The 17,499-nt window shown below is 74.9% G+C and carries 14 protein-coding genes and 1 pseudogene; all 15 read left to right on the top strand.

The window, feature by feature from the left end:
- A pseudogene (locus tag BM414_RS13370) lies at positions 1-180 on the top strand (IS701 family transposase); the annotation flags it as partial.
- Between the two features lie 180 nt (positions 181-360).
- Positions 361-780 (top strand): hypothetical protein, encoded by a 420-nt coding sequence (locus BM414_RS13365; RefSeq protein WP_093579916.1) that lies wholly within the window; start codon positions 361-363, stop codon positions 778-780.
- 226 nt (positions 781-1,006) lie between these two features.
- Positions 1,007-1,354, top strand: coding sequence for a hypothetical protein (locus tag BM414_RS13360; RefSeq protein WP_093579915.1), 348 nt, complete (start codon positions 1,007-1,009; stop codon positions 1,352-1,354).
- 10 nt (positions 1,355-1,364) lie between these two features.
- Positions 1,365-3,017 carry an FAD-binding dehydrogenase gene (locus BM414_RS13355; protein WP_093579947.1) on the top strand — a complete coding sequence of 551 codons (1,653 nt, stop codon included), beginning with the start codon at positions 1,365-1,367 and terminating at the stop codon, positions 3,015-3,017.
- The gene (locus BM414_RS13350) at positions 3,014-3,685 is read left to right on the top strand and encodes a hypothetical protein (RefSeq protein WP_093579914.1); all 672 of its coding nucleotides are present in this window, start codon (positions 3,014-3,016) and stop codon (positions 3,683-3,685) included. The genes BM414_RS13355 and BM414_RS13350 overlap by 4 nt, the downstream gene beginning before the upstream one ends.
- Positions 3,682-4,185 carry a hypothetical protein gene (locus BM414_RS13345; protein ID WP_093579913.1) on the top strand — a complete coding sequence of 168 codons (504 nt, stop codon included), beginning with the start codon at positions 3,682-3,684 and terminating at the stop codon, positions 4,183-4,185. Before BM414_RS13350 ends, BM414_RS13345 begins: the two co-directional genes overlap by 4 nt.
- Positions 4,186-4,221: 36 nt before the next feature.
- Positions 4,222-4,611, top strand: a complete 390-nt coding sequence (gene hisI / locus BM414_RS13340; RefSeq protein ID WP_093579912.1) for a phosphoribosyl-AMP cyclohydrolase — start codon at positions 4,222-4,224, stop codon at positions 4,609-4,611.
- Positions 4,598-6,118, top strand: coding sequence for an anthranilate synthase component I (locus BM414_RS13335; RefSeq protein WP_093579911.1), 1,521 nt, complete (start codon positions 4,598-4,600; stop codon positions 6,116-6,118). The genes hisI and BM414_RS13335 overlap by 14 nt, the downstream gene beginning before the upstream one ends.
- Before the next feature lie 70 nt (positions 6,119-6,188).
- Positions 6,189-6,872 (top strand): Trp biosynthesis-associated membrane protein, encoded by a 684-nt coding sequence (locus BM414_RS13330; RefSeq protein WP_093579910.1) that lies wholly within the window; start codon positions 6,189-6,191, stop codon positions 6,870-6,872.
- A gap of 54 nt (positions 6,873-6,926) precedes the next feature.
- Entirely contained in the window at positions 6,927-7,736 is an 810-nt protein-coding gene (gene trpC / locus BM414_RS13325; RefSeq protein WP_093579909.1) for an indole-3-glycerol phosphate synthase TrpC, read from the top strand.
- Between the two features lie 63 nt (positions 7,737-7,799).
- Positions 7,800-9,149, top strand: a complete 1,350-nt coding sequence (gene trpB / locus BM414_RS13320) for a tryptophan synthase subunit beta (protein WP_093579908.1) — start codon at positions 7,800-7,802, stop codon at positions 9,147-9,149.
- Entirely contained in the window at positions 9,146-9,943 is a 798-nt protein-coding gene (gene trpA, locus BM414_RS13315) for a tryptophan synthase subunit alpha (protein ID WP_093579907.1), read from the top strand. The genes trpB and trpA overlap by 4 nt, the downstream gene beginning before the upstream one ends.
- Complete coding sequence (gene lgt / locus BM414_RS13310) at positions 9,940-10,902, top strand: prolipoprotein diacylglyceryl transferase (protein WP_093579906.1); 963 nt, start codon at positions 9,940-9,942, stop codon at positions 10,900-10,902. The genes trpA and lgt overlap by 4 nt, the downstream gene beginning before the upstream one ends.
- Positions 10,903-11,237: 335 nt before the next feature.
- Entirely contained in the window at positions 11,238-15,902 is a 4,665-nt protein-coding gene (gene gltB / locus BM414_RS13305) for a glutamate synthase large subunit (protein WP_093579946.1), read from the top strand.
- A gap of 53 nt (positions 15,903-15,955) precedes the next feature.
- Positions 15,956-17,443 (top strand): glutamate synthase subunit beta, encoded by a 1,488-nt coding sequence (locus BM414_RS13300; protein WP_093579905.1) that lies wholly within the window; start codon positions 15,956-15,958, stop codon positions 17,441-17,443.
- The last annotated feature ends 56 nt before the right edge of the window (positions 17,444-17,499 follow it).

Genomic DNA, 17,499 nt, shown 5'->3' with positions numbered 1-17,499 from the left:
GAGGAGTGTTTCCAGGCGGCCAAGAACGAGGCCGGGCTGGCCTCCTACCAGGTGCGGGACTACACCGCCTGGTATCGGCACATCACCCTGGCAATGCTCGCCCACGCCTATCTGAGTGCCACCCGCGCCAGCGCGGAAAAGGGGGGTCTGCAGCCGCAACCGAGCAGCTCATCGCGCTGACCGTGCCCGAGCTCCGCCGCCTGCTCAACACCCTCATCCATACACCGCGGCCCGACCTCGACCACACCGCCGACTGGTCCTGGTGGCGCCGACGACGCCAGGCCCAGGCCCGCGCCGCCCACTACCGAGCCCGCGGACAGGCACCGCCATAACTGCCGTTGCAGTACTAGGCTGCGCCGCATGAGCGCGCCGTCGTCGATCCCCGGGCCGGCCCTCGCCGCCGCCGTCCTCGCGGCGCTGGGCGTGCTGCCGCTGGTGGTGGTCGCCTTCCTGGTGGTCGCCCTGGGCGGACTGGAGGCCGACGCCGGGCGGGACTGGGTCAGCATCGTCCTGCTGCTCGTCCCGCCCCTGCTGCAGCTGTTCGCCCTCGGCTGGTTCCTGTTCCGGCGCGGCCGGGTGCCGCTGGTGCTCGCCGCACTGGCGGCGATCGCCGTCGGCGTGCTGGTGCTCGTGACCTCCGCGTCGGTGGGCTCGTCGGTGGGCCTGGGCCCGTTCGTCCTGGCGATCTGCCCGGTGCTGGCGGCCGGGCTGGCGATGACCCCGGCGGTCGGCCGCTGGCTGGCCGAGGCCCGGGTGCAGCGGCGCGGCCGCGAGGCCTGATCGCGGCCCGGACCCCGGGGACCCCACTTACGCTGCGCGGCATGCCGTCGTCCCCGCCCCGCCGGACGACGACGCGCCGCTCGCCGCGGGCGGCGGCCGCGACGTCGTCGGCGGTCCGGCGCACCGCCCCGCCGCCGCCCCCGCAGGGCCGCCCGCTCACCGCGCCGTTCGCCGCGGTCTTCGGCCTGCTCGTCGCCGCCGAGGACCTCTACCTCGGCCGGCTGCTGTGGGCGGGCCAGCCCCGGGCTGGGGCCGGTACCTCGCCGTGTCGGCGGCGCTGGCGCTGCTCGCGGTCGCCGGCGCGGTGCTGGTCTGGCTGGGCCGGGCGCGCGGCTGGCTGGTCCTCGCCGTCGCCGCGGCGCTCCCGCTGCTCCTGCTGCTCGGCGTGGCCGCGCTCTTCGGCGCGCTCGGGGACGAGTCCTCGGTCGGCTGGGCACTGCTGCTGCTCGTCGGCCCGGTCGGGTGCCTCGCGCTGGCGGTGCGCCGCCCGATCCGGGACTGGACCCGCCCCGGCCGGGCGACACCGCCGCCGCTGCCGGCCGCACGTGCCCGCGGGGCCGGCCGCGCCCGCTAGCGTGCCCGCCGTGAGCGACACAGACGTCGTCGTGGTGGGGTCCGGCCTGGCCGGCCTGGTGGCGACCGCCGAGCTGGCCGACGCCGGCACGCGGGTGGTGCTGCTGGAGCAGGAGCCGGAGGCGTCCTTCGGCGGGCAGGCGTGGTGGTCCTTCGGGGGCCTGTTCCTCGTCGACTCGCCGGAGCAGCGCCGCCTGCGGGTGCACGACTCCCTCGAGCTGGCCCGCCAGGACTGGTTCGGCACCGCCGCCTTCGACCGCCCCGAGGACCACTGGCCGCGGCAGTGGGCCGAGGCCTACCTGCAGTTCGCGGCGGGGGAGAAGCGGGCCTGGCTGCGCGAGCAGGGCATCGGCTTCTTCCCGGTCGTCGGCTGGGCCGAGCGGGGCGGCTACACGGCCAACGGCCACGGCAACTCGGTGCCGCGCTTCCACATCGTCTGGGGCACCGGCCCCGGCATCGTCGAGCCCTTCGCCCGCCGCGTGCGCGCCGCCGTCGACCGCGGGCTGGTGGAGCTGCGCTTCCGGCACCGGGTGACCGGCCTCGTCGTCACCGGCGGGACCGTGACCGGCGTGCGCGGCGAGGTGCTCGAGTCCAGCGGCGCCGCCCGCGGCGAGGTCAGCTCACGCGCCGCCGTCGGTGACTTCGAGCTCGCCGCGCAGGCCGTCGTCGTCACCTCCGGTGGCATCGGCGGCAACCACGACCTGGTCCGGCAGAACTGGCCGGCCCGGCTGGGACCCGCGCCGGAGCGGCTGCTCTCCGGCGTCCCCGCGCACGTCGACGGGCTGATGCTGCAGGCCGCCCGGGCGTCGGGCGCCAACCTGATCAACGGCGACCGCATGTGGCACTACACCGAGGGCATCACCAACCACTCCCCGGTGTGGGCGCGGCACGGCATCCGGATCCTCCCCGGACCCTCCTCGCTCTGGCTCGACGCCACCGGGAAGCGCCTGCCCGTCCCGCTGTTCCCCGGCTTCGACACCCTCGGCACGCTCGCCCACATCGGGCAGACCGGCCACGAGCACACCTGGTTCGTGTCGACGAAGAAGATCGTCGAGAAGGAGTTCGCGCTGTCGGGCTCCGAGCAGAACCCCGACCTCACCGGCAAGGACCTCAGGCTCCTGCTCGACCGGGTGAAGTCCGGCGTCTCCGCCCCCGTCCAGGCCTTCCTCGACCGCGGCGAGGACTTCGTGACGGCGACGACGCTGCCCGAGCTCGTCGCCGGGATGAACCGGGTCACCGGGGGAGCCCCCGAGATCGCGCTCGAGACCGTGGAGCGCGAGGTGGTCGCCCGCGACCGCGAAGTGGCGCACCCCTTCACCAAGGACCTGCAGCTGACCGCCGTCCGCGGCGCGCGCAACTACCTCGGCGACAAGCTCATCCGGGTGGCCTCGCCGCACCGGCTGCTCGACCCGGAGGCCGGCCCGCTGATCGCCGTGCGGCTCAACCTGCTCACCCGCAAGACCCTCGGCGGCCTGGAGACCGACCTGTCCGGCCGGGTGCTCCGTGCCCGCGGCGAGGTGTTCCCCGGCCTGTACGCCGCCGGTGAGGCGTCCGGCTTCGGCGGGGGCGGCATGCACGGCTACCGGTCGCTCGAGGGCACCTTCCTCGGCGGCTGCCTCTTCTCCGGGCGGGTCGCCGGCCGGGCACTGGCGGCCGCGCTGTGACCGCGCCCGGCAACCCGTGGGCCGACCCGGCCACCACGACCGAGCCGGTCGCCTACGGCGGGCCGCCGCCCACGACCCCCTACGCCCCGCCGCCGGCACACCCGGGCGCCGCGTACCCCGGCTGGCCGGTGCCGGCGCCGTACTGGCCGGCCTACGGCCCGCCGGTGCCGGCCCGCCCGCGCCGTCCCGGACAGGTCGTCGCGGCCGCGGTGCTCGCCTTCGTCCAGGCGGGGCTGGTCGCCCTGACGTCTGCCTACGTGCTGCTGCTGGCCAGCACCCTGGGCGTCGTCTCCACCGGCTTCGGCGGCGACGCCGAGGCCGACGCCCTGGTCACCGAGGGGATCGTCGTCACCGTCGTCCAGGTCCTGTCGGTGGTCGCGCTGGTGGTCGGCGGCATCCTGGTGCTCAACCGGCGCAGCCGCTCGTCCTGGCTGACGCTGGTCGTCGCGCTGGCCGTCCAGCTGCTCATCGCCCTCTACTGGCTGGTGCGGCTGTCCACGCTCGACGCCCTGACCGAGGACGTCGTCGGCTCCACCGGCCTGCTCGTGGCCGCGGTGCTGTTCTACGTCGCGGCGCCGGCCGTCGCCCTCGGCCTGCTGCTCGTCGGATCGGTCCGCCGCTGGGCCGACGGCACCGACGCCGCACCGCCCGCGGGAGCGGCGCGGTGACCGGCTGGGCGCCCGCGCCGGTCACGTCGGTCGCGTCGTACCCGCCCGCTCCGCCGCGCCGGCCCGGCACGGCGGTCACCGCGTGCGTGCTGGCCTGCGTGCTGGCCGCACTGTCCGTGCCCGGAGCCGTGGCGACCTGGTGGTCCTCCGGCTGGAGCGACCCCTACGGCGAGCTGGGGTCGACCGTGCCCCGGCAGGGTCTGGTCGTCGCGCTGTTGGAGTTCGCGGCCGTAGGGGCGCTGGTCACCGGCGCGGTGCTCGTCGTGACCGGCATCGACCGGTGGACGCTGGTGGTCACCAGCGTCGCGGAGCTCGGCTTCGTCGGGTGGTGGCTGTACCAGCTGCTCACCGGGCCGCTCGGCGCGGTCGACGGCGACCGGCTCGTCCTCGGCGGCGCCGCGGCGGTCTTCGGTGTGCTCGCGGTGGCGACCGGCGCGTTCGCGCTCGCCCCGTCCACCGCACGCTGGCTCGCCGTCCGGAGGGCCGCGCGGGGCCGCTGACCCGGCACGCCCCGGCGGCGGGGGAGAATCGCCGGCATGTCCGCCGTGCCCGCCGTCGACTCCGCCCTCGACCCCGCCGTCGCCGCCCTGCTGCGACGTGACCCCGCCGGGCTGGTCGCCGCCGTCGTCCAGCAGCACGACACCGGTGAGGTGCTCATGGTCGCCTGGATGGACGACGAGGCGCTGCACCGCACCCTGACCACCGGCCGGGCCACCTACTGGTCGCGCAGCCGGGGCGAGTACTGGGTCAAGGGCGAGACCTCCGGGCACCGGCAGTGGGTCCGCGAGGTGCGCCTGGACTGCGACGGCGACGCCCTGCTCGTGCTCGTCGACCAGGAGGGCCCGGCCTGCCACACCGGCACCCGCTCCTGCTTCTCCCGCGACGTCCTCGCTCGGAACACGGAGGTGCCCCGTGCGGCTCGGTGAGACCAGCCCCTCCCGGGAGGAGTTCGCCGGGCTCGCCCAGCCGGTCGTGCCGGTCACCCGGCGGCTGCTGGCCGACGGCGAGACCGCGGTCGGCATCTACCGCAAGCTGGCCGGCAACCGGCCCGGCACCGTGCTGCTCGAGTCCGCCGAGCAGGGCAAGCGCTGGTCGCGCTACAGCTTCGTCGGCGTGCGCAGCGCCGGGGTCCTGAGCGAGCGCGAGGGCCGCACGCTGTGGCTGGGCGAGGACCTGCCCGGGCTGACCGACGACCTGCCCGCGGACCCGCTGGCCGCCGTCCGCACGCTGGCCCGCCGGCTGCGCTCGCCGCGCCGGGCCGACCTGCCCCGGCTGACCGGCGGCCTGGTCGGCTACCTCGGCTACGACGTCGTCCGGCGGCTGGAGCGGCTGCCCAGCACCGCCACCGACGACCTCGGCATGCCCGAGCTGTCGCTGATGCTGGTCACCGACCTCGCCGTCCTCGACCACACCGACGGCACGGTGCTGCTCATCGCCAACGCCCTGACCGGCACCCACGACGGCACCGCCGACCCGGACGCCGCCTGGGACGACGCCGTCGCCCGCCTCGACGCCATGGCCGCCGACCTCACCAAGGCGGTCCCGCCGGGCGTGGCCACGTTCACCCCCGCCGAGCCGCCGCCGGTGCGCAGCACGATGGCGCCGGGGGTCTACGAGGCCGGGGTCGAGACGGTGCGCGAGCACATCCGCGCCGGCGACGCCTTCCAGGTCGTGCTCGCCCAGCGGTTCGAGACCGACACCGACGTCGACGCCCTCGACCTCTACCGGGTGCTGCGGGCCACCAACCCCTCGCCGTACATGTACCTGCTGCGCTTCGCCGGGCGGGAGACGCCCTTCGACGTCGTCGGCTCCTCGCCGGAGGCGCTGGTGACCGTCACCGGGACCGGAGCGGTGGTGCACCCGCCGGCCGGCACCCGCCCGCGCGGGGCGACGGAGGAGGAGGACCTGCGGCTGGCCGAGGGCCTGCTCGCCGACCCCAAGGAGCGCGCCGAGCACGTCATGCTCGTCGACCTGGCGCGCAACGACCTGGGCCGGGTCTGCGTGCCGGGCACCGTCGAGGTCCCCGACTTCATGCGGATCGAGCTCTACAGCCACGTCATGCACCTGGTGTCCACCGTCTCCGGCGAGGTGGCGCCCGGCCGCGACGCGCTCGACGTCTTCGACGCCACGTTCCCGGCCGGCACGGTCTCCGGCGCCCCGAAGCCGCGGGCGATGGAGATCATCGAGTCCCTCGAGCCGACCCGGCGGGCGCTCTACGCCGGGACCGTCGGCTACCTCGACGCCAGCGGCGACATGGACATGGCCATCGCCATCCGCACCGCCGTCCTCCACCAGGGCCGGGCCTACGTGCAGGCCGGCGCCGGCGTCGTCGCCGACAGCGACCCCGTCACCGAGGAGGCCGAGACCCGGCACAAGGCGCGGGCAGTGCTGTCGGCCATCGCGACGGCGGAGGGCATGCGGGAGGTGCGTTGAGCGGACAGGGGCGTGAGCATCGCAGCGAGGAACGAGCGAGGAGCGGAGCGCCCCGCAGGAGCGGACCTTGATGCAGGGCGCGTCCCGGCGCGAGCCGGGCGCTGCGGTCGCCGGCTGCGCGGTCGCCGGCGGCCTGGCGCTGTCGGCCGGCGGGCAGACCTGGGCCACGGTCACGGTGACCCGCACGCCGCCGCTGCCGCCGGTCACCGAGACGCTGACCGGGTCGGCGGTGGCACCGCTGGTCACCGCCGCGGGGCTGCTGCTGCTGGCCGCCGCGGTCGCCGTCCTCGCGGTGCGCGGCGCCGGGCGGATCGCGGTGGGGCTGCTGGTCGCCCTCGCCGGGGCCGCGCTCGGGTGGTCGGCCCTGCGCGTCCTCGTGGGCGGGCCGGACACCGCTGCCGCGGGACCGGGGGAGCAGCGCGCGGCCGACCTCGCCGCAGCCTGGCCGGTGCTGGTCGTGGTCGCCGCCGTCGTCGCGGTGGCCACCGGGCTCCTGGTCGCCGTCCGCGGCCGCCGCTGGCCGGCGATGGGGCGGCGCTACGAGCGCGGGCCCGGCGCGGCCCAGGCCCAAGCCCAGGCCCAGGCCCAGGCCCCGGAGCGGACCCGCACCGACGAGGACCGCGCGCTGGACGCCTGGCGCGCCCTCGACCGCGGCGACGACCCGACCGACGACGGGACCGGCGACGGGACCGGTGACGGGACCCCGGGGGAGACCCCCGACCCGGCGACCGACCACGGGGGCCGCCGCGGCTAGGGTGGGCTCACCGTCCGGCCGGGCACGGCCGACCCCCAGAAGCGAGGAGGCGGAGTGACCGTCCTCGACGACATCGTCGCCGGCGTCCGTGAGGACGTCGCGGCGCGCGAGGCAGCCACCCCGCTCGCCGAGGTGAAGGCCGCCGCCCGCGACGCCCGTCCCGCCCTCGACGCGCTCGCCGCCCTGCGCGAGCCCGGCGTCGGCGTCATCGCGGAGGTCAAGCGTCGCAGCCCGAGCAAGGGCGCGCTCGCCGACATCCCCGACCCCGCCGTGCTCGCCGCCCAGTACGCCGCCGGCGGCGCGCGCGTGATCAGCGTCCTCACCGAGCGGCGCCGCTTCGGCGGCTCGCACGCCGACCTCGCCGCCGTCCGCGCCGCCGTCCGCGTGCCGGTGCTGTGCAAGGACTTCGTGGTCAGCAGCTACCAGGTGCACGAGGCCCGGGCCCACGGTGCCGACGTCGTCCTGCTCATCGTCGCGGCGCTCGAGCAGAACGCCCTGACCGGCCTGCTCGAGCGGGTCGAGTCGCTCGGGATGACCGCCCTGGTCGAGGTGCACACCGAGGCCGAGGCCGACCGGGCGCTGTCGGCCGGCGCGTCGGTGATCGGCGTCAACGCCCGCGACCTCACCACCCTCGAGGTCGACCTCGGCACGTTCGAGCGGATCGCCCCCGGGCTGCCGTCGGGCATCGTCAAGGTCGCCGAGTCCGGCGTGCGCGGCCCGCGCGAGCTCATCGCCTACGCCGCCGCCGGCGCCGACGCCGTCCTGGTCGGAGAGGGCCTGGTCACCGCCGGCGACCCGCGCCAGGCGGTCGCCGACCTGGTCACCGCCGGGTCGCACCCGGCCGTGCCGCGCACCACGCGCTGACGCCGAGCACCACCCGCCGACCCCCTCCACCACGGTGACGCCGCGGCGCGGGACACTGGTCGCATGACGACCAGTGCCGTGCACCCGCCCGAGGATCGACTCGAGCCGGCCCGCCCGACCTGGCCCGATGCCACCGGCCACTTCGGGGTCTTCGGTGGCCGCTTCGTCCCCGAGGCGCTCATCGCCGCGCTGGACGAGCTGACCGAGGCCTACGAGGCCATGCGGGTCGACCCCGCGTTCCTCGCCGAGTTCGCCGCCCTGCAGCGCGACTACACCGGCCGCCCCAGCCCGGTCACCGAGGTCCCGCGCTTCGCCGGGCACTGCGGCGGCGCCCGCGTGCTGCTCAAGCGCGAGGACCTCAACCACACCGGCTCGCACAAGATCAACAATGTGCTCGGCCAGGCGCTGCTCACCAAGCGGATCGGCAAGAAGCGCGTCATCGCCGAGACCGGGGCCGGCCAGCACGGCGTCGCGACGGCCACCGCGGCGGCGCTCATGGGGTTGTCCTGCACCGTCTACATGGGCGAGCAGGACACCCGCCGGCAGGCGCTCAACGTCGCCCGCATGCGGCTGCTCGGCGCCGAGGTCATCCCGGTGACCACCGGCTCGCGCACCCTCAAGGACGCCATCAACGAGGCCTTCCGCGACTGGGTGACCAACGTCGAGACGACGAACTACGTCTTCGGCACCGTCGCCGGCCCCCACCCCTTCCCGGCGATGGTCCGCGACTTCCAGCGGGTCATCGGCGACGAGGCCCGCGGCCAGGTGCTGGAGCGGGAGGGCCGGCTGCCCGACGCCGTCCTCGCCTGCGTCGGCGGCGGCTCCAACGCAATCGGCATCTTCACCGCCTTCGTGCCCGACGAGGGCGTGCGCCTGGTGGGCCTGGAGGCCGGCGGCGACGGCGTCGGCACCGGCCGGCACGCCGCGACGATCACCGGGGGAGCGCCGGGCGTGCTGCACGGCGCCCGCTCCTACCTGCTGCAGGACGACAACGGCCAGACCATCGAGTCGCACTCGATCAGCGCCGGCCTCGACTACCCGGGCGTCGGCCCGGAGCACAGCCACCTGCACGACATCGGCCGCGCCGAGTACTCCCCGGTCACCGACGCCGAGGCCATGGAGGCCTTCGCGCTGCTGTGCCGGACCGAGGGGATCATCCCGGCGATCGAGTCCGCGCACGCGCTGGCCGGTGCCATGAAGCTCGGCCGGGAGCTCGGACCGGACGCGCTGCTGCTGGTCAACCTCTCCGGGCGCGGGGACAAGGACGTCGAGACGGCGTCCCGCTGGTTCGGCCTCGGCGACCGGGAGAGCGTCGAGCCCGGCGCCGGCATGGACACCGACCAGCACCCGACCGAGGGCGCCGTCACCAACGGCGACGCGGTGCCCGGCCAGGACGCGGGAAGCCCGGCGTGAGCCTCCTCGGGGACCGCCTCGGCGCCGCCCGCGCCGAGGGCCGAGCGGCGCTGGTCGCCTACCTGCCGGTCGGCTACCCAGACGTCGACGGCTCGATCGCCGCGATGACCGCGATGGTCGAGGGCGGCGCCGACGTCGTCGAGATCGGCGTCCCGTACTCCGACCCTGGCATGGACGGTCCGGTCATCCAGCAGGCGGTCGAGCCCGCCGTCCGCGCCGGCGTCGGCATGCGTGACGTGCTGCGCGCGGTCGAGGCGGTGGCCGCGGCCGGTGCGGTGCCGGCGGTCATGAGCTACTGGAACCCCATCGAGCGCTACGGCGTCGAGCGGTTCGCCGCCGACCTGGCCGCCGCCGGGGGAGCGGGGGCGATCACCCCCGACCTCATCCCCGACGAGGCCGGGGCGTGGCTGGCGGCGTCGGACGAGCACGGCCTGGACCGGGTGTTCCTCGTCGCGCCGTCGTCCACCGACGCCCGCCTGCGCTCGACCACGGCCGCCTGCCGCGGCTTCGTCTACGCCGCCTCCACCATGGGCGTGACCGGGACCCGCGCCACCGTCAGCGACGCCGCCGAGCGGCTGGTCGTCCGGACGCGCGCGGTCACCGACGTGCCGGTCTGCGTGGGTCTCGGCGTCTCGAACGGCGACCAGGCCGCCGAGGTGGCCGCCTTCGCCGACGGCGTGATCGTCGGGACGGCCTACGTGCGCCGCATGCTCGACGGCACCGGACCCGACGGCGTCCGGGCGCTGTCGGAGGAGCTCGCCGCGGGCGTGCGGCGCCGGGTGGCCGTGCCGTGAGCGTCCTCGCCACGATCCCGAGCCCGGCCCAGGGCGTCTGGCACCTCGGGCCGTTCCCGCTGCGCGCCTACGCGCTGTGCATCATCGCCGGCATCGTCGCGGCCGCCTGGATCACCGAGAAGCGCTGGGTGGCCCGCGGCGGGCGGCCCGGCGAGGTGCTCGACATCGCCCTGTGGGCCGTGCCGTTCGGGATCATCGGCGGCCGGCTCTACCACGTGATCACCACGCCCCAGCCCTACTTCGGGGAGGGCGGTGACCCGCTGCGGGCCCTCGCCATCTGGGAGGGCGGCCTGGGCATCTGGGGCGCGATCGCCCTGGGCGGGGTCGGCGCCTGGATCGCCTGCCGGCGCCGGGGCATCCCGCTGCCCGCGTTCGGCGACGCCATCGCCCCGGGCCTGCTGGTGGCCCAGGCCGTCGGCCGGCTGGGCAACTGGTTCAACCAGGAGCTCTTCGGCAGCCCCACGACGCTGCCGTGGGGCCTGGAGATCGACCCGCGCTTCCGGCCCGACGGCTACGAGGCCTTCGCCACCTTCCACCCCACGTTCCTCTACGAGCTGCTGTGGAACCTGGCCGCGGCCGCCGTCGTGGTCTGGGCCGACCGGCGCTTCCGGCTGTCCCACGGCCGCGCCTTCGCCCTCTACGTCGCCCTGTACTGCGCCGGCCGGCTGTGGATCGAGGTGCTGCGCATCGACGACGCCAACCGCTTCTTCGGCGTCCGGCTCAACGTCTTCACCTGCATCGTGGTGGGCCTGCTCGCGGTGGTCTACCTGGTGTGGCAGCGCGGCCGCCCGCGCGAGGTCATCGACCGCGCCGGCACCTCCGACGACGACGGCCGACGTGACGACGACGACACCGCCGACGACGTCCCCGCGGCTGCCGGCGAGGCGCCGACCAGCACCGACGCGCACGCCCCGGGGCGGGCGAGTGACCGGTCTCACGACGCGCCGGGAGCGCCCTGAACGGACACGCTGACCGACCCGTTTCCACCGGTGGGCAGGGTGTTACGGCTGTGTACCCTTCCGTTCAGATCCACCGGTGATCCTGGTGGGTCCACGCGTCGGAACCGGGCCAGCGCTGCCCCGCGGGACGACGACCCCGCGGCACCACCCGTGGGGCCGCCGGTCCTCCAACCGGCCCGGGCCACCGTGTCCCGGCCGGTCGCCGGCTACCGCTGTCCTCCGCTGCTCGTCGTGCCCCGCATCTGCTGACGCACCGCACCTCTGACCACCGGCCGGGCCCCGCGCCCCGCGCCGTCCTCCCCGGGACGGCGCGCGAGCCGACGACGGGAGTGATCATGTCCGGGTCCACCACCCCCGCCCGCCGCGCGTCCACCAGCTCGGCGGTCCCCTTCTCGGCCACTCCGCCGGCCTCCGGTCTCTACGACCCGGCCAACGACTCGGACGCCTGTGGCGTCGCCTTCGTGGCCGACGCCCGCGGACGCCGCTCGCGCCAGATCGTGGCCGCCGGCCTGACCGCGCTGCACAACCTCGACCACCGCGGGGCCGCCGGCTCCGAGCCCAACTCCGGGGACGGCGCCGGGATCCTGACCCAGGTGCCCGACGCGCTGCTGCGCGCCGGCGTCGACTTCGACCTGCCGCCCGTGGGCGAGTACTCCGTCGGCATCGCCTTCCTCCCCGTCGACCCCGACGAGCGGGCCGCCCGCTACGCCGACGTCGAGCGGATCGCCGCCGAGGAGGGCCTGACCGTCCTCGGCTGGCGCGACGTGCCGGTCGACCCCGACGGCGCCGACCTCGGCCCCACCGCGCGCGCCGTCATGCCGCACTTCGGGCAGCTGTTCGTCGCCGAGACGATGGGCGCCCGCGCCGACGCGGCGGCCTTCGGCGGCCCGCGCGAGGTCAACGGCGTCACCCGCCTGGAGCGGCGCTCGTTCGTGCTGCGCAAGCGCGCCGAGCGGGAGGCCCGCGACGCCGGCAGCTCGCTCTACGTCGTCTCGCTGTCCTCGCGCACCATCACCTACAAGGGCATGCTGACCACCGACCAGCTGCCCGCGTTCTTCCCCGACCTGCGCGACGAGCGCTACGAGTCGGCGATCGCGCTGGTGCACAGCCGGTTCTCCACCAACACCTTCCCGAGCTGGCCGCTGGCCCACCCGTTCCGGTTCATCGCCCACAACGGCGAGATCAACACGATCAAGGGCAACCGCAACCGGATGCGCGCCCGCGAGGCCAAGCTCGAGACCGGGCTGTTCGACGGCCCCGCCGGCCCGGCGAGCGAGCTCGGCCTGGAGCGGATCTTCCCGGTCACGGCCAGCGACTTCAGCGACTCGGCGACCTTCGACGAGGTGCTCGAGCTGCTGCACCTGTCGGGCCGCTCGCTGCCGCACGCGGTGCTGATGATGATCCCGGAGGCGTGGGAGAACCACGACGAGATGGACCCGGCCCGCCGGGCCTTCTACCGGTTCCACTCCTCGATCATGGAGCCCTGGGACGGGCCGGCCTGCGTCGCGTTCACCGACGGCACGCTCATCGGCGCGGTCCTCGACCGCAACGGCCTGCGCCCGGGCCGTTGGTGGCGCACGAAGGACGACCTCGTCGTCCTCGCCAGCGAGGCCGGTGTCCTCGACATCCCGGCCGGCGACGTGGTCGCCAAGGGCCGGCTGCAGCCCGGCCGCATGTTCCTCGTCGACACCGCCTCCGGGCGGATCGTCTCCGACGAGGAGGTCAAGGGCGCCCTGGCCACCGAGCACCCCTACGAGGACTGGCTGCACGCCGGCCTGGTGCACCTGCCCTCGCTGCCTACGCGCCGGCGCGCGCGGCCCAGCCACGAGTCGGTCGTGCGCCGGCAGATGCTCTTCGGCTACACCGAGGAGGACCTGCGCGTCCTGCTCACCCCGATGGCCTCCAGCGGTGCCGAGCCGATCGGCTCCATGGGAACCGACACCCCGATCGCGGCGCTGTCGGACCGCTCGCGGCAGCTGTACGACTACTTCGGGCAGCTGTTCGCCCAGGTGACCAACCCGCCGCTGGACGCCATCCGCGAGGAGCTGGTGACCAGCCTGGGGCGCACCTTCGGCCCGGAGCAGAACCTGCTCTCGGCCACGCCGGCGTCCTGCCGGCAGGTGCACCTGCCCTACCCGGTCATCGACAACGACGAGCTGGCCAAGATCCTGCACATCGACGACGACGGCGACCTGCCGGGTTTCGCCGCCGTCCGGATCACCGGCCACTACGACGTGACCGGCGGCGGGCCGGCGCTGGTCCAGGCCGTCGAGGACCTGCGGACCAAGGTCAGCAAGGCCATCGCGGCCGGCGCGCGCGTCATCGTGCTCTCCGACCGTGACTGCGACGAGAAGCGCGCCCCCATCCCGTCGCTGCTGATGACCGCCGCCGTCCACCACCACCTGGTGCGCGAGCGGACCCGCATGGAGGTCGGTCTCGTCGTCGAGTCCGGCGACTGCCGCGAGGTGCACCACGTCGCGCTGTTGCTCGGCTACGGCGCGGCCGCCGTCAACCCCTACCTGGCCTTCGAGTCCATCGAGGACCTCATCCGCGACGGCGTCCTCACCGGCGTCCAGCCCGCGCAGGCCGTGCGCAACATCGTCAAGGCGCTGGGCAAGGGCGTCCTCAAGGTCATGAGCAAGATGGGCATCAGCACCGTCGGCTCGTACACGATGGCGCAGATCTTCGAGGCCGTCGGCCTGTCCCAGGACGTCGTCGACGAGTACTTCACCGGTACCTCGTGTCCTCTCGGCGGCGTCGGCATGGACGTGCTGGCCGAGGAGGTCGCCATGCGGCACCGGCGCGCCTACCCGGAGAACCCCACCGAGCGGGCGCACCGCCGGCTGGAGACGGGCGGGGAGTACCAGTGGCGCCGCGAGGGCGAGGTGCACCTGTTCAACCCCGAGACGGTGTTCCTGCTGCAGCACTCCACCCGCTCGCGGCAGTACGAGGTCTTCGAGCGCTACACGCGGTCGGTCGACGAGCTCTCGGAGGAGGCCGCGACCCTGCGCGGGCTGTTCCGGATCAAGACGGGTGAGCGCCCGCCGGTGCCGGTCGAGGAGGTCGAGCCGGTCAGCGAGATCGTCAAGCGCTTCCAGACCGGCGCGATGAGCTACGGCTCCATCTCCCAGGAGGCGCACGAGACCCTCGCCATCGCCATGAACCGGCTCGGCGGGCGGTCCAACACCGGTGAGGGCGGCGAGGACCCCGACCGGTACGTGGCCGACCCCAACGGCGACCTGCGCCGCTCGGCGATCAAGCAGGTGGCCAGCGGCCGCTTCGGCGTGACCAGCGAGTACCTGGTCAACTCCGACGACATCCAGATCAAGATGGCGCAGGGCGCCAAGCCCGGTGAGGGCGGCCAGCTGCCCGGCGGCAAGGTCTACCCGTGGGTGGCCCGCACCCGGCACTCGACGCCCGGTGTCGGCCTGATCAGCCCGCCGCCGCACCACGACATCTACTCGATCGAGGACCTCAAGCAGCTGATCCACGACCTCAAGAACGCCAACGACGCGGCGCGGATCAACGTCAAGCTGGTCGCCGAGGTCGGCGTCGGGACCGTCGCAGCCGGCGTCAGCAAGGCGCACGCCGACGTGGTGCTCATCTCCGGGCACGACGGCGGCACCGGTGCCGCGCCGCTGACCTCGCTGAAGCACGCCGGCTCCCCGTGGGAGCTCGGCCTGGCCGAGACCCAGCAGACGCTGCTGGCCAACGGCCTGCGCGACCGGATCGTGGTGCAGGTCGACGGCCAGATGAAGACCGGCCGCGACGTCGTCATCGCGATGCTGCTGGGCGCCGAGGAGTACGGCTTCGCCACCGCTCCGCTGGTCGTCTCCGGCTGCATCATGATGCGGGTCTGCCACCTCGACACCTGCCCCGTCGGCGTGGCCACCCAGAACCCGGAGCTGCGCAAGCGGTTCACCGGCCGGCCGGAGTTCGTCGTCACCTTCTTCGAGTTCCTCGCCGAGCAGGTGCGGCAGTACCTGGCCGAGCTGGGCTTCCGCTCGGTCGAGGAGGCCATCGGCCACGTCGAGCTGCTCGACACCCGGGAGGCGGTCGACCACTGGAAGGCCCGCGGCCTGGACCTGTCGAGGATGCTCGCGCTGCCCGCGCTGCCGGAGGGCACCCCGCGCCGCGCGGTGCGCACCCAGGACCACGGCCTCGACGTCGCCCTGGACCAGACCCTCATCCAGCTGTGCGAGGGCGCGCTGCTCGACGCGCGGCCGGTCAGCCTCGAGCTGCCGGTGCGCAACGTCAACCGCACCGTCGGCACGATGCTGGGCTCCATGGTCACCCGCCGCTTCGGTGGCGAGGGCCTGCCCGACGGCACGATCGACCTGACCTTCACCGGGTCGGCCGGCCAGTCCTTCGGCGCCTTCGTCCCGCGCGGCATGACCATGCGGCTGTTCGGGGACGCCAACGACTACGTCGGCAAGGGCCTCTCCGGCGGGCGGATCGTCGTCCGCCCGGCCCGGGAGGCGACCTTCGCCGCCGAGGACAACGTCGTCGCCGGCAACGTCATCGGCTACGGCGCCACCAGCGGGGAGCTCTTCCTGCGCGGCCGGGTCGGCGAGCGGTTCTGCGTCCGCAACTCCGGGGCGCTGGCCGTCGTCGAGGGCGTGGGCGACCACGCGCTGGAGTACATGACCGGCGGCCGCGCGGTCGTCCTCGGGCCCACCGGGCGCAACGTCGCGGCCGGCATGTCCGGCGGCGTCGGCTACGTCCTCGACCTGGCCCGGCACCGGGTCAACCCCGAGATGGTCGACGTCGAGGCGCTGGACGGCGAGTCCGCGCAGTGGCTGCGCGACGTCCTGGTGCGCTACGCCGCCGAGACCGAGTCGCCGGTGGCCACCGCGCTGCTGGCCGACTGGGGCCGCTGGTCGGAGCAGTTCAGCGTGATCATGCCGCGCGACTACCGTCGGGCGCTGGAGGCCCGGCGGGCCGCCGAGGCCGCCGGCACCGACGTCGACCGCGCGGTCATGGAGGCCGCACGTGGCTGACCCGCGCCCCCGACCCTGCAACTCGAGCCGCCTAGAGACGATGGAGGCCGCACGTGGCTGACTCCACGGGGTTCCTGAAGTACGAGCGGGCCATGCCGCCCCGGCGGCCGGTCGACGTCCGCATCCTGGACTGGAAGGACGTCTACCTCACCCGCCAGAACGGGGAGGACGGCGTCTACCCGGTCGCCGCGCTGCGCCAGCAGGCCGCGCGGTGCATGGACTGCGGCATCCCGTTCTGCCACCACGGCTGCCCGCTGGGCAACCTGATCCCGGAGTGGAACGACCTCGCCCGCCGGGACGACTGGCGCGACGCGATCGAGCGGCTGCACGCCACGAACAACTTCCCGGAGTTCACCGGGAAGCTGTGCCCGGCGCCCTGCGAGGGCGCGTGCGTGCTGAACCTGCAGGACTCCCCGGTCACGATCAAGCAGATCGAGTGGGAGATCATCGACCAGGCCTTCGAGCACGGCTACGTCGAGCCGCAGACGCCGGCCCAGCGCACCGGCAAGAAGGTCGCCGTCGTCGGGTCCGGCCCCGCGGGCCTGGCCGCCGCCCAGCAGCTCACCCGCGCCGGGCACGACGTCACCGTCTTCGAGCGGGCCGACAAGGTCGGCGGGCTGCTCCGCTACGGCATCCCCGAGTTCAAGATGGAGAAGTCCGTCCTGGACCGGCGGCTGGACCAGATGCGCGCCGAGGGCACCCGCTTCGTCACCGGCGTCGAGGTCGGCGGATCGGGGGAGGGCGACCTGTCGGCCGAGCAGCTGCGCGGCGAGTACGACGCCGTCGTCGTCGCCGCGGGCTCGACCATCGGCCGCGACCTGCCCGCCCCGGGCCGGAAGCTCGACGGCATCCACCTCGCCATGGAGTTCCTGCCCTTCGGCAACCGGCAGGCGCTCGGCGAGCTCGACGACCCGCCGATCACCGCCCGGGGCAAGGACGTCGTCATCATCGGCGGCGGCGACACCGGCGCGGACTGCCTGGGCACCTCGCACCGCCAGGGCGCCCGCTCGGTCACCCAGCTGGAGATCATGCCGGCGCCGCCGGACAAGCGGGACGAGGGCAACCCCTGGCCCACCTACCCGATGGTCATGCGGGTCTCCTCGGCGCACGAGGAGGGCGGCGAGCGGCTGTACTCGGTCAACACCGAGCGCTTCGTCGGCGACGACGAGGGCCGCGTGCGCGCGCTGGTGATCCACGAGGTGGAGCGGGTCGACGGCCGGTTCCAGAAGATCGAGGGCACCGAGCGCGAGCTGCCCGCCCAGCTGGTGCTGCTGGCGATGGGCTTCACCGGCGTGCAGCGCGAGGGCCTGGTCGAGGCGCTCGGCGTCGAGGTCGACGGGCGCGGCAACGTCGCCCGCGACGACGAGTTCATGTCCACCGTGCCCGGCGTGTTCGTGGCCGGGGACGCCGGCCGCGGCCAGTCGCTGATCGTGTGGGCGATCGCCGAGGGCCGCGCCGCCGCCGGCGCGGTCGACACGTACCTGACCGGCAGCTCGATGCTGCCCCGTCCGGTCACCCCGACGGCGGTCGCCCTGCGGTAGCACCGCGGTCCTCCACCACCGGCCGGGGGCCGGGTCCCGCGACACCCGCGGGGCCC

Source organism: Geodermatophilus amargosae, from assembly GCF_900116515.1.
GTDB classification, from domain to species: Bacteria; Actinomycetota; Actinomycetes; order Mycobacteriales; family Geodermatophilaceae; genus Geodermatophilus; species Geodermatophilus amargosae.
Note: the sequence above shows the minus strand (reverse complement) of the source record. Positions and strands in the feature narration are given on the sequence as shown.

Excerpts from the sequence above, each read along its gene's own strand:
- gltB (WP_093579946.1), top strand. The coding sequence starts at position 11,238 with ATGTCCGGGTCCACCACCCCCGCCCGCCGCGCGTCCACCAGCTCGGCG.
- BM414_RS13330 (WP_093579910.1), top strand. The coding sequence starts at position 6,189 with ATGCAGGGCGCGTCCCGGCGCGAGCCGGGCGCTGCGGTCGCCGGCTGC.
- BM414_RS13365 (WP_093579916.1), top strand. The coding sequence starts at position 361 with ATGAGCGCGCCGTCGTCGATCCCCGGGCCGGCCCTCGCCGCCGCCGTC.
- trpB (WP_093579908.1), top strand. The coding sequence starts at position 7,800 with ATGACGACCAGTGCCGTGCACCCGCCCGAGGATCGACTCGAGCCGGCC.
- hisI (WP_093579912.1), top strand. The coding sequence starts at position 4,222 with ATGTCCGCCGTGCCCGCCGTCGACTCCGCCCTCGACCCCGCCGTCGCC.